The sequence below is a fragment of the Aeromonas oralensis genome (genome assembly GCF_049665575.1).
GTDB lineage: Bacteria > Pseudomonadota > Gammaproteobacteria > Enterobacterales > Aeromonadaceae > Aeromonas > Aeromonas hydrophila.
Genome location: NZ_CP187186.1, coordinates 3,041,299 through 3,053,250, shown reverse-complemented (window position 1 = coordinate 3,053,250; position 11,952 = coordinate 3,041,299). Strand labels below are relative to the sequence as shown.

Here is an 11,952-nt window from a genome sequence, read left to right as displayed (position 1 = left end):
CCAGCTTGAAAGGGCGATAGTTATGTCAATGAATATGATGTTTTACATCTTTTCCTGTTGTTCATAAGTTAATCCCGTTTTTTGAGCTTTATCCGCTGAAAAGCATAAGTAATTATTTTGAATACAGGTTTAAAGATATGTCTAACATGATCACCGGTACCGTTAAGTTTTTCAACGAAACCAAAGGTTTTGGCTTCATCCAGCAAGAAAACGGCCCGGACGTTTTCGTTCACTTCAGCGCTATCAGCGGTAACGGTTTCCGTACCCTGGCTGAAGGTCAGCGCGTACAGTTCTCTGTGACCCAAGGTCAGAAAGGCCCGCAGGCTGAGAACGTAACTGCTCTGTAATTCTTACAGAATTTAAGAAAGCCGTGGTGCCTCTGGTTCCACGGCTTTTTGTTTATGGACGTTTCACTCCCATCTACAGAGAGTGAACGGTGCCACTTCCTACTCTCTCGTTGCCTCCACTATGCTGCCATCTCTTCTGTTTGCCGCCACGCTGATCACCTCCGCCGATGTACAGGGGCAGGATACTGTCGAGGCCGAGGCAAAAGCCGTATGCCAGCAGCTTGTCGAGGTGCGTGTGGGCGGTGGCTCCTTGCCTGACGAGATCAAGGCTCAACCATTGCCAAAACGGGTGGGGGAGTGGATGGTCGATGGCAAAGTAAAAGGACCCGAAGGTCCTTTGTTGTTTGCCTGTCTGCTGCGTCAGGGGAAACGCTGGGAACTGCTCAACTTTTCGCTGTGGGCTCCCAAAGCGATCAAAGCGGTTTGAGTGCGACCAGCAGGTGCTGCAGGTGCTCTACCATGGTCATGCCGAATGGCGTCAGATAGCCACCATCTTCCGCGCTGATGAGCCCCTGTTGATGCAGGCGTGACGCTGCCTGGCAGAGTTCATCGGACATGTCGCTGCGCAACTTGATCCCTAGGCTCATGTTGGCCGGATCAAAACATGCCAGTATTTTCAAATCGTTTACAAACTCGTTAGAAACCTGGTCGATCCCGATCATGAATGCACTCCTTACGCTAAAGATGTATGCAAACTAGCATTCCCGGATCCACTTTAGTGGGCGCTGGCTCAAACTATTGGGCTTTCTCCTTTCCATACGTGCTCAAACGCTGCTTTTTTGGTCGTCCTGCCAGTGCTTGCAGGAGGCGTAGTTGAGTCCGCCCCTGCCATGCCAAACATGATAGGATAGGAGCCTCCTTTGTCTTTCTGGCCGAACGCTGCGTATCGGCCTCCGGTTCAAGGCGTATTCCATGGTCAAGATCACACTGGTATCACTGCTGCACACACTGGGGACGCGTTTCCCCGTCTATCCCGCCTCCCTGTTGTTGCCCCTGCTCGAGCAGCATCAGGGCGATGTCTGGCTGCCAGCCTGCAAGGGAGCGGATGTCGCCGCCCTGCGTCAGCATGGCAAGGGGGCAGCCGCCCAGACCTTGGCTCCGCTGACGGTAGCCTGGTGTGATTTTGCTACCGGTGAAGAGGGGGCGACGCCTGAACTGGATGCGCTGGCCAATTACGACAGCGAGATGATGGACAATTTGCTGATGTACTGGCACAGCCCGGCCAAGATCAACAGCCCAATCACCGACAACCTGTTCGAGTTGCGCCGTGAGGTGGTGGATGAGGCCCATGGCGGCAAGCTGGCCGCCGCCTGGCAAGCGCAGCAACAGGCCCGTTTCGAGCAGATCATGGCCGCTGCCCTGGCTGGACAAGAGCAGCTCTGCTTCGTCGAGGTGGAGTCCGCCTACTGGCTGCGCCAGCGTTTCAGCGAGATGGCGGAGATCACCCTGGTGACCCCCGAGCTGGGATGAGATCGCGAAAAATCGGTGACCGATCTCTCATACTGGACAAGGCGCCGGCAAGATGTGAACATGGCGCCCTTTATTGCACAAGAGACTTGACCGATGAGCTATGAACTGAGCGACACCGAGCGCAATGCAGCGCTGCAACTGAACGCGGACTACCGCTTTGATCACTTCATCAGCAAGCTGGTCGAGCACGAAGAGCTGTTCGTTCTGACCGACGAGCACGGCGTCATGATGCTGACCACCGACGATGAAGACTGCATCCCGGTATGGCCGCACCCGGAATACGCCAAGGCGTGGGCCGAAGGGGAGTGGGCTGACTGCAAGCCGCAGTCCATTACCCTCAAGGTGTGGCTGGAGCGCTGGATCGACGGCATGGAGCAGGATGAACTGTGCGTTGCCGTGTTCCCGACCCCGGATCAGGAAGGTATCGTGCTGGAGCCGGCCGACGTGGCCGACGCCATCGCCCAGAAGCAGGCCAAGCGCGGTTAATCGCTTCTGCTGCCGGCTGGCAACCCCGGTTGCAAAAAAGACCCCGCCAATGTGCGGGGTCTTTTTGTTGGTGGCCTAGGCAAACCTTGGCAAAGAGGCAGGCTGCGCAGGCCCCCTATTTTTGCTGATAGGTGGTATCAACCCGGGTGACGGCCGAGAAGGCCTGGCCCGCCTTGATGGCGGCCTGGGTCTGCGTCTTGGCCTCTTCATCAATCCAGAACAGGCCGCCATAGCTGTAGCCGCTGTTGCTGCCATCCAGCGGCCAGTAGAGCACCTCGCTCTTGGGCGTCGCCGGCAGCTTGGGCAGTTTTATCCAGCGCCAGGCCCCTTCCCGGGTGTAGGGCACCTGGTAGGCGGGCACAAAGCTGGCCAGCTCATAGAGCCGCTGCTGGATCTGGCGCGACAGCGCCGCTTTTTTGGCGAAGTCGAACTCCTTGTCGTACTGCTCCACCAGAGCCGTGATGGCGTCATCATCGATGTTCATGATGTTGTTGGTCTGCGGCTTGTTGGCGTTGATCTTGTGGAAGAACTCCCAATAGGCGGGATAACGGCTGCCTGACCAGGCCATCCAGGCGCTCTGGTGTTTTTTCTCCAGCATCGACTTGAAGCCGGCCGAGGCATCCATCAGGTTGAGCTCGAGGTTGAGCCCCGCCTTCTTGGCCTCTTCGCGCAGCAGGGTGAGGCGCTGGGCGTGCTCCGCCGTGGTGTAGGTGATGGCCAGGGTCAGCGGCTGGCCCTGGCTGTTTTGCAGGGTACCGTCGGGGCCGGGCTTGGTGAAACCGGCCTTGGCGAAGTAGTGGCGCGCCAGCTCAGGATCAAACGGACGGGCCTTGAGATCGGTGTTGGTGAACTCCCCCTGGCCGGAGCCGTAGCTGTTGAGGCGCTGGTAATCCCCCCGCAGCAGGGTGGTGAGCATCTTGTCGAGATTGAGGGCGTGCTGGATGCCGAGCCGCACATCGAGATTGCTCAGCAGCGGGTCGGCGGTGTTGAGATAGAGCCCCGTTGGGGGCTGGGGCGTCTGGTTGTAGAACCAGAGTCGCTCGATATAGCCCTTGGCGAACTCCGGCGTTTTGCTCTTGTCGTGCCACCAGTTGGGCATCACCAGTGGGAAGGTATCGAGTTCGCCGCGCAGGAAGTGCTGCCAGGCGATGTTCTGATCCCTGAGCACCTTGAGCTCGATCCTGTCCGGATTGAAACGGTGCTGGAAGTAGCGCTCGTCATTGCCCCACCAATCCTTGACCCGCTCGAAGGTGACCGACTTGCCCTTTTTCACCTCGCCAAGCTGATAGGGGCCGGTCACCGGCAGCAGCTTCCAGTTGTACGCCTTGACCCAGTCGGCGGTGATCTTGATGGCGTGGCTGGGGGCTGGGCTGAAGGGCAGGGATTCCAGCAGATCCTGGCGACTCTTGGCACTGCCGCTGGAGATGGCCAGGGTGTGGTCATCAAACTTGGTCACCTCGCTTATCTGGGTGCTGTAGTAGTTGTTGTACCAGGGATCGTTGATCTCCTTGCTGCGCAGCAGCTTGAGGGTGAACAGCCAGTCATCGGCGGTGACCGGTTGGCCGTCCGACCAACGCGCCTTGGGATTGATGCGCAGATAGAGGGTCTTGTGGTCAGGCCCGAAGGCCCATTCGTTGGCCAGCATCGGCATGGGCTTGCCGGTGACGGGATGGGTGCTCAAGAGCGGCAGGTTGGTCTCCCGCATATAGCCGGCGAAGCCGCCGTTGGAGTCCGGGCCGTATACCCGCAGGGTCAGCGGAAAACTGGTCATGAAACCGCGAAAGGTACCGCCCCGCTTGGCGGCCCGGATCCGCGAAAGCGGGATCCGCGTTGTTGCTCTCCCACGTCAGATCGGCTGGCAGGGTGGCGCTCCAGCCGTAGTGGCTCAGACAGAGGGTCAGGGCAATGGCGCTGGTGCGCAGAAGGCGCGGGATGATGATGCGGGGGTTGGCGGTGAAGGTCGATGGCATGTCCTTGCTCTCCTGATGGCTGCGTCCTGCAGGCCACTCGCTGGTGGCTCCAGCCCCGATGGGGGCTGGCTCATCATGGAAAGTTTCCCCGCCCTGGTCAATGGCGGCGGGCAAATAAGGATCAGACGGCCTGCGGCTTGAACCAGCGCAGCCGGCCGCCCAGCAGATGCACCACGAATCCCAGCAGCACCAGGGCCGAGCCCAGCCATTGCAAGTGGGTGGGGTGCTCGTCCAGCAGCAGGGCTGCCGCCACCATGCCGACGCAGGGTACCAGCAGGGAGAGGGGAGCCACCTGCGCTACCGGATAGCGCATCAGCAGTCGCCCCCACAGGCCGTAGCCGAGCCAGGTGGCGACAAAGGAGAGATAGAGCACGCACAGGAAACCCTGCCAGCTGATGTTGAGCAGGCTGCTGGCCATCAGCTCGGGCCCCTCGAACAACCAGGAGAGCGCAAGGAAGGGAAGGATGGGCACCAGTCCGCCCCAGGCGATAAGGCTCGGCAGCGTGGTCTGGTAGAGCAGCCCAATCTGGCGATTGATGACGTTGCCAAGGCCCCAGCAGGCGGCCGCGCAGAGGGTCAGCACAAAGCCGAGCAGAGTGAGATTACCTTCGCCATGGGTGGCGATGAGATAGAGCCCGGCCCCCGCCAGCGGCAGGGCCACCCAGTGATGGGGTTGCCAGCGCTCACCCAGCCAGATCATGGCGAACAGCAGGGTGAACACCACCTGGGATTGCAGCACCAGCGAGGCCATGCCCGCCGGCATGCCGAACTTCATGGCGCAGAACAGAAAGGAGAACTGGCCCAGACTGATGGCACCGCCATAGGCCAGCAGCCAGCGCCACGGCATGGCGGGTCTGGGGACCAGCAAGATGGCGGGAAAGACCACCCCGACGAAGCGCAGCGCCCCCAGCAGCAGCGGGGGAATCCCCTCCAGCCCCCACTTGATGGCGACGAAGTTGAGCCCCCAGCAGAGGATGACCAGAGCGGCCAGAAACTTGTCCTTGGTGTGCATGCGGCGTCCTTCGGTGTGTGGCCTCTGGCAGGAGAGGCCAAAAGAGGACGAGCATACCTCAGCCTCGGTGGGCGCCGTCAAGCCGCCAGGCGGGGGACAACCCTGCAACGGGTGGATCAGGCTGCGACGCAGTGCACTGTGATGCCGCGTGCAGTCAGGGTGGCCCGCATGGGGGCGGGCAGGGCGTCGTCGGTGACCAGCACGCCGATCTGGCCCGGCGTGCCGAGCGGACTCGGGTGGATGGCGCCGAACTTGCTGCTGTCGGTGATGACCACATTGGTCACCCCCTTGGCCAGCACGCTGTTGACCACGTCGGCCCGCATCATGTCGCGGCCGGTGAAGCCCATCTCGGGGTGAAAACCGTCTACCCCGATGAAAGCCTTGGAGAAGTGCACCTGCTCGATGCAGAGGCGCGTCAGCGGCCCCACCACGCTCTCGCTCTGATGCTGGAACAGGCCACCGAGCAGCACCACCTGGGCCTGGGTATCGCGCAGCAGGTGGGCGATGTAGCTGCTGATGGTGATGATGGTGACCCGCTTGTGCAGGGCCAGATGGCGGGCAAGCAGGGCGTTGGCGCTGCCCCCTTCGATAAAGACCGTCTCGCCATCCTCCACCAGCTGGGCGGCCCGCTCGGCGAGGCGCTCCTTGAGCAGATAGTTGATGTTCATCCGGGCGTCGGGATCGTCGCTCTCCAGCGCCATGGCCGAGCCGTGCACCCGCTTGAGCAGTCCCTGTTTTTCAAGGGCAGTCAGGTCGTTGCGCACCGTCACTTCCGATACCCCAGTACGTTGGGAGAGCTCGCTCACGCTCATCTTGCGGGCCTGATGGACCAGGGTGAGGATCAGTTGGTGGCGTGGGTTCATGGGGCCTCGCTGGCTGGCAGTGGATAGCGGCAAGCCACCGCGCGGGTGGCTTGCCGGTCATAATGGGGCACAGCTGCCCCTGGTGGGGCCCGTCAGAGACTGTGCTCGGTGCGGGCGATGATATCATCTTGCGCATCGGGGGATAAGGCGGTGAAGAAGGCCGAATAGCCCGCCACCCGCACCACCAGATCCCGATACTGGTCGGGATGGGCCTTGGCGGCCAGCAGGGTTTCGCGCGAGACGATGTTGTACTGCACGTGCCACCCCTTGTGCACCTCGAAGAAGGTGCGCAGCAGGCTCATCAGCTTGGCCTTGTCCCGCTCGTTTTCAAGGCTGGCCGGGCTCAGCTTCTGATTGAGCAGCACCCCGCCGAGGATGGCCGGGGTGGGCAGCTTGCCGAGCGAGTTGAACACCGCCGTGGGGCCGAGACGATCCGACCCCGACGCTGGGCTGGCCCCTTCTGCCAGCGGGGTGCGGGCGTGGCGACCATCCGGCGTAGCCATGGTGGCCGCACCGAACGGCACGTTGGCCGAGATGGAGGAGGTGCCCGCATAGTAGGTGCCGCCGATGGGGCCGCGGCCGAAGCGGGTGTTGTGCAGCCCCTTGAGCTCGTCGATGTAGCTCTGGTAGGCCTGTACCAGCAGCATGTCTACCTCGTCCAGATCGTTGCCATATTTGGGGGCGGCATTGGTGAGGCGCATGCGAAGTTGCTCGCCTTTGACACCGGCAAAATCCTGCTCGAGCGCTTCGGCCAGCTCGCGCTGATCCACCACTCCCTGTTCGAACACCAGTTTCTTCAGCGCCGCCAGGCTGTTGCCCAGGTTGGCGATCCCCACCTGCAGGCCGGAGACCCAGTCATAGACGGCGCCCCCCTGCTTGATGGTCTTGCCGCGCTCGATGCAGTCATCCACCAGGGCGCTGCAGAGGATGTCGTGGGCCTGAGCCTCCAGCACGCTGTCGACCACGCAATCGATCTCGATGGATTTTCGGGTGAAGTAGCGTACCTGCTCGTCCCAGCGGGCCATCACCTCGTCGAAGTGGCCGAACGTGCCTTGCCGCAGTGACTGGGGCTGGGGCAGGAAGACCTTGCCAGTGGTGGCGTCGCGGCCGCCATCGAGCGCCGCCAGCAGGATGCGGGCGAAGTTGATGAAGCTCATGCCGGTGCAGCGATAGCCCCACTTGCCGGGCACTGCGGTTTCGATGCAGCCGATGGCAGCGTAGTGGTGGGTATCCTCCTCACTTACGCCGAGCTTGATGAACTCGGGGATCACCACCTCATCGTTGTTGAAAGCGGGCATGCCAAAGCCGCAGCGGATCACCTGAATGCAGGCGTCGAGGAAATCCTCGCTCATGCCGGCGTGGTAGCGCACCGAGAGGTTGGGCTGGGTCGAGCGCAACTGGCCGCAGGACTCCAGAATCGCGTAGGAGAGGCCGTTGACTGCGTCATGGGCCTTGCCCCCCTGCCAGTTCTGGCCGCCGATGGTGACGTTCTGATAGAGCGGGCTGCCGGCGGATGCCTTGGAGTGGGTGCCGGAGCGGATCTTGTTCACCTCCAGCAACTTGAGCCAGCACCCTTGCAGCAGCTCGATGGCGCGTGTGCGCGGCAGGGATTCCGACAGCTCTACTTCGCGGCGATACCAGGGGTAGAGGTACTGGTCCATCCGGCCAAACGACACCGAGTGGCCGTTGGACTCGATCTGCAGGATGAGCTGGATGAAGTAGCAAAGCTGCAGCGCCTGCCAGAAGGTCTCGGGAGGCCGGTGGGCGATGTGGGCGCAGTTGAGGGCTATGGTCTCAAGCTCACAGCGGCGCTCGGGGCGCGGCTCCTGCTGCGCCAGTTCACGGGCCAGTGCGGCGTAACGCTCGATGTGCTGGCTGACGGCATCGAAGGTGATGGCGACGGCCTGCAGGAACTGCTCGCGCTGCAGATCAGCCCAGTCCGCCAGATCGAGCCGGCCGCGCCGCTCGGCCACCTTGACCTTGAGGCCGTCGAGACCGAGAGCAAGCAGCTGCTCATAGTTGACCGCGAGGTGCGCATCCCCCGAGGTCATGTTGCCCTCGGCCTTGATGATGCCACTCTCCAGCAGCCCCTTCTGCTCGTCGGTAAAGAGGCCGTAGCAGCGATCCTGCACCGTCTGGCCACGCCAGAAGGGGGTGAGTGCGTGGATGGCCAGCTTGTCAGCCTCGCTCACCGCAAAACCGGCGCCGGGGCGATCCGCCAGCTCATCGATCTCCTTCTCGATCCAGCTCACCGTGTATTCGGGAAAGAGCGGCGCCGCCCGCACTTGGCTGGCCTGGTTGCCGACGATGAGCTCGTCGTGCTTGATCCAGATGGTGCGCTCCTTGAGGTGGTGGGCCAGCGCCAGGGCACGGCGCACCGGCAGCGGCCGGGCCAGGTGGGCCTGATAGGCTTGCGTGTAGTGGCGGGCCCGCTCGGTGCAGACCGGCGGCTGGACGATGTGGATCAGGCTCTCCTTGTGGGCACGGATCCGCGGGGGCAGGGTGGTGAGGTCGAGCTGGGTCATGGTCTTATCCTCTGGTCATTGGGCGGTGAGTTGACGGTAAGTGGACGGTCAGTGGCGGATGTCATGGGGTGTTGCTAGCCCCGGGTGAGCGGGGTCAGCCCCTGCGCACTGGCACACTCATGGGCAAAGGCGAGCAGTGCCGGGTCATCGAGCGGTTGCGGTGGTGCTTGATAGGGTTGGTCGAGCAAGGCGTACTTGCCCGCGCCCAGGGTGTGGTAGGGGAGAAAGTGGATCTCCTGCACGGTGCCGAGGTTGGCGGCAGCTTGGGTGATGGCCTCTATGGATGCTCGGTCGGCATTGAAGCCGGGGATGAGCGGCACCCGGATCTGCATGGCCACGCCGCGCTCGGCCAGACGTCTGAGGTTGGCCAGGGGCAGGGCGACCTTGCCACGGGTCCAGTTGAAGAAGCGCTCCTCATCCACATGCTTGAGATCCGCCAGCAGCAGGTCGAGATAGGGGAGGCTTGGTTCAATCTGGTGCCAGGGTACGTGCAGGCAGCTTTCCACCGCGGTATGCAGCCCCTCGGCCTTGCAGCGGGCCAGCAGGTCGGCGGCAAATTCGGGCTGCATGAAGGGCTCGCCGCCGGAGAGGGTCACTCCGCCGCCGCTGCGCTCAAAGAAGGGGCGATCCCGCAGGATGGTGGCCATCAGGGTGTCCAGGCTCTCCTCCCGGCCGCACACCTGCAGCGCTTCGCTGGGGCAGAGGCCGCGCAGCCGTTCCACATCCTGATTGCGCAGGGTTGAGCGAGTGAGCTGGACACCCTGGCTGTCACGCAAGATTGCCGGGCAGGCGTCGCTGCAGAGCCGGCATCCCTCGATGCATTGGCGCCGGTCGAGTAGTATGTCCGGCTTGGGAGAGCGGCTTTCCGGGTTTTGACACCAGCGACAGGCCAGCGAGCACCCCTTGAGAAACACCAGGGTGCGAATGCCGGGGCCATCGTGAGTTGAATAGCGTTGCAGGTCGAAAATCATACCGTCTCCTTTTGTATTTGCATTCTATTTGCTTTCGTTCGAAAGTTGATTTGATTTTGATCAACTAAATTGCGGATGTTATCTGGCTAAAATGGCGACAGATTGAACATCCCATTAAGGAGTCAGAGATGGAGCTTTATCTCGATACTGCCGATGTGGCTGCGGTGCGCCGCTGGTCACGGATCCTGCCGCTGGCTGGCGTCACCACCAACCCGTCCATTACCGCGGCAGGCGGCATGCCACTGGCCGAGCTGCTGCCCGCCCTGCGGGAGGTGCTAGGGCCCAAGGCACGCCTGTTTGCCCAGGTGATGGCCAAGACCGAGACCGAGATGGTGCGCGAGGCATTTGCCCTGCGTGAGCTGGATCGGGACCTGGTGATCAAGATCCCGGTATGTGAAGAGGGGCTGGCGGCCATCAAGACTCTGACGGCCAACGGGGTACCGACCCTGGGCACGGCGGTCTATACCCCGCTGCAGGGCTGGCTGGCGGCGGTGGCAGGGGCCGAATACGTGGCGCCCTACGTCAACCGGCTGGATGCCCAGGGGGGCGATGGCATCGCCACCGTACAGGAGTTGCAACAGCTGCTGGCGCTGCACGCGCCGCACAGCAAGGTGCTGGCGGCATCGTTTCGCACCCCGCGCCAGGCGCTCGACTGCCTGCTGGCAGGTTGCCGGTCCATCACGCTGCCGCTCGATGTGGCCGAACAGCTGCTGAGAGTGCCGGCGGTGGATGCGGCGCTGGCGAAGTTTGATCAGGATTGGCAGCGGGCGTTTGCCTGAGGCTGCTTGAAGGCAGGATGAAGGGGCGGCAGGCGGGCTAAGCTAGAAGAGAGAGCCCGCTGTGACGGGCCACTATCGATGGCTGATCGGAGGTGCCCCATGAGCGACCATACCCTGCTGCCCCATGGTGAAGATCTGCGCCGCGCCGTGCGCTGGCTCAGCGAGCACCATCAACACGACATCCGGGCCATCGAAGAGGCCTGCATCCGCTTTGATCTGTCGCCGCTGGATGAGGAGTTTCTCATCCAGCACTGCGCCGAGCGGCTGCGGGAGGGGGATGCCGACTAGACGAAGTTGGCGAGGTTGATGCCGAACTCCTTGGGATCGACCGTGCTCTCGATGGTTTCCTGCACCCCGTTCTTGGCAAGATCCAGCCACTGCACCTCGAGGTAGTGGCGCTGGGTCCCGTGATAAATCACCTTCACCACCGGTTTGAGCGGCTCATGGGGATTGCGCTGCATGACGATGGCCAGCCGCTGGTTGGAAAGCTGCACCAGCGTCCCCACTGGATAGACCCCCATGCACTTGATGAACTTGGTAACCAGTTCGGCATCGAAGTGGTGGTTGATCCCCTTGAGCAGAATGCGAAAGGCCTGGGTCGGCTGCATCCCCTGCTTGTAGACCCGATCCGCCGTAACGGCGTCATAGACATCGACAATGCCGCTCATGCGAGTATAGAGCGAGAGCTGCTCGCCTTTGAGTCGCTGCGGGTAACCGGTGCCGTCGAGCCGTTCGTGATGGTTGGCGGCCACCTCCAGCATGGTGGCGGTGATGCCGGGAGTGTTGCTCAGGATCTCGTAGCTGTGCACCACGTGCTGGCGCATGACGGCGAACTCCTCGTCGGTGAGCTTGCCCGGTTTGTTGAGCACTTCGTCCGGGGTCATGATCTTGCCCACGTCGTGCAGCAGGCCGCCCAGGGTCAGCTCCTTGAGCACGCTTCGGTCCAGGTCCAGATAGCGGCCGAAGTTCGCCAGCAGGATGGCGACGTTCATCGAGTGCTCCATCAGGTAGGCATCCTTGGCGCGAATGCGGGCCAGACAGAGCATGGCGTCACCGTGGGTGAACATGGTGTCCACCATCTCCTCGGCGACCGCCGCCAGCGGTGTGATGTCGATGGGCTCCCCCGCCTTGAGGTGGCGGATGAACTTGCCCTGTAGCTCGCGGGCCTCCTGATAAAGCCGGCGGATCTTCAGCTCGCGCCCCTCACCGTTACCGCTGCCGGAGGGACGCTGGGTGCTGGTCGGGGAGATGGCCGGATCGGGGGAGATGACCTGCTCGATACCAGGCAGCTTGCTGCGGGCGAGATCGACCCGCACCGTGAGCACGCCGCGCTTGACCAGATCATTGATCTGCTGGCGGGTGGTCACCAGCCCCATCTGGGCAATCTCCATGCCGCCGGTCTGGCTGATGATGGCGATCACGTACATGCCGGGTTGCAGCTGGTTGACGGGAATAACGGGATGAGGTGTTTGCGACTTCATACGGCTTCCTGAACTTTATTATTATGCGTAACGTTAGGCCCTCTGTTG

12 protein-coding genes and 1 pseudogene are annotated in these 11,952 nt (G+C 62.2%); 6 read left to right on the top strand and 7 right to left on the bottom strand.

The window, feature by feature from the left end:
• The first annotated feature begins 137 nt into the window (after nt 1-137).
• Nucleotides 138-347, top strand: coding sequence for a cold-shock protein (locus ACPDZI_RS14185; RefSeq protein WP_005331438.1), 210 nt, complete (start codon nt 138-140; stop codon nt 345-347).
• 121 nt (nt 348-468) lie between these two features.
• Nucleotides 469-774, top strand: coding sequence for a hypothetical protein (locus ACPDZI_RS14180; protein WP_438833340.1), 306 nt, complete (start codon nt 469-471; stop codon nt 772-774).
• Here ACPDZI_RS14180 and ACPDZI_RS14175 read toward each other — a convergent pair.
• Nucleotides 761-1,009 carry a TIGR02647 family protein gene (locus ACPDZI_RS14175; RefSeq protein ID WP_011706664.1) on the bottom strand — a complete coding sequence of 83 codons (249 nt, stop codon included), beginning with the start codon at nt 1,007-1,009 and terminating at the stop codon, nt 761-763. The two genes, ACPDZI_RS14180 and ACPDZI_RS14175, sit on opposite strands and share 14 nt — an antisense overlap.
• Before the next feature lie 250 nt (nt 1,010-1,259).
• Between ACPDZI_RS14175 and ACPDZI_RS14170 the strand changes: the two genes are divergently transcribed.
• Nucleotides 1,260-1,817: a hypothetical protein gene (locus ACPDZI_RS14170; protein ID WP_438833339.1), complete on the top strand. Its 558-nt coding sequence runs from the start codon at nt 1,260-1,262 to the stop codon at nt 1,815-1,817.
• Between the two features lie 93 nt (nt 1,818-1,910).
• Nucleotides 1,911-2,303, top strand: a complete 393-nt coding sequence (locus ACPDZI_RS14165; protein ID WP_005302792.1) for a DUF2750 domain-containing protein — start codon at nt 1,911-1,913, stop codon at nt 2,301-2,303.
• Nucleotides 2,304-2,418: 115 nt separating this feature from the next.
• Here the strand turns inward: ACPDZI_RS14165 and ACPDZI_RS14160 are convergent.
• The 5 genes and pseudogenes from ACPDZI_RS14160 to ACPDZI_RS14140 form a co-directional block, all read right to left on the bottom strand.
• Nucleotides 2,419-4,273: pseudogene (locus ACPDZI_RS14160) on the bottom strand (extracellular solute-binding protein).
• Between the two features lie 121 nt (nt 4,274-4,394).
• A complete protein-coding gene (locus ACPDZI_RS14155) occupies nt 4,395-5,285 on the bottom strand; it encodes an EamA family transporter (protein ID WP_438833338.1) in 891 nt (296 codons plus the stop codon).
• A 116-nt stretch (nt 5,286-5,401) separates the two neighbouring features.
• Entirely contained in the window at nt 5,402-6,148 is a 747-nt protein-coding gene (locus tag ACPDZI_RS14150; protein ID WP_029303991.1) for a DeoR/GlpR family DNA-binding transcription regulator, read from the bottom strand.
• A 92-nt stretch (nt 6,149-6,240) separates the two neighbouring features.
• On the bottom strand, nt 6,241-8,673 hold the full coding sequence (locus tag ACPDZI_RS14145; RefSeq protein ID WP_438833337.1) for a formate C-acetyltransferase/glycerol dehydratase family glycyl radical enzyme: 2,433 nt from the start codon (nt 8,671-8,673) through the stop codon (nt 6,241-6,243).
• Between the two features lie 74 nt (nt 8,674-8,747).
• Nucleotides 8,748-9,644: a glycyl-radical enzyme activating protein gene (locus ACPDZI_RS14140; RefSeq protein WP_438833336.1), complete on the bottom strand. Its 897-nt coding sequence runs from the start codon at nt 9,642-9,644 to the stop codon at nt 8,748-8,750.
• Between the two features lie 128 nt (nt 9,645-9,772).
• On the opposite strand from ACPDZI_RS14140, the gene fsa reads away from it, so the two are divergent.
• Both fsa and ACPDZI_RS14130 read left to right on the top strand, forming a co-directional pair.
• The gene (gene fsa, locus ACPDZI_RS14135; protein WP_187268355.1) at nt 9,773-10,423 is read left to right on the top strand and encodes a fructose-6-phosphate aldolase; all 651 of its coding nucleotides are present in this window, start codon (nt 9,773-9,775) and stop codon (nt 10,421-10,423) included.
• Nucleotides 10,424-10,522: 99 nt separating this feature from the next.
• Nucleotides 10,523-10,711: a hypothetical protein gene (locus ACPDZI_RS14130; RefSeq protein ID WP_024942451.1), complete on the top strand. Its 189-nt coding sequence runs from the start codon at nt 10,523-10,525 to the stop codon at nt 10,709-10,711.
• On the opposite strand, the gene ACPDZI_RS14125 is transcribed toward ACPDZI_RS14130, so the two are convergent.
• Nucleotides 10,708-11,904, bottom strand: a complete 1,197-nt coding sequence (locus ACPDZI_RS14125) for an HD-GYP domain-containing protein (RefSeq protein WP_017410410.1) — start codon at nt 11,902-11,904, stop codon at nt 10,708-10,710. The genes ACPDZI_RS14130 and ACPDZI_RS14125 overlap by 4 nt on opposite strands.
• Nucleotides 11,905-11,952: the final 48 nt, after the last annotated feature.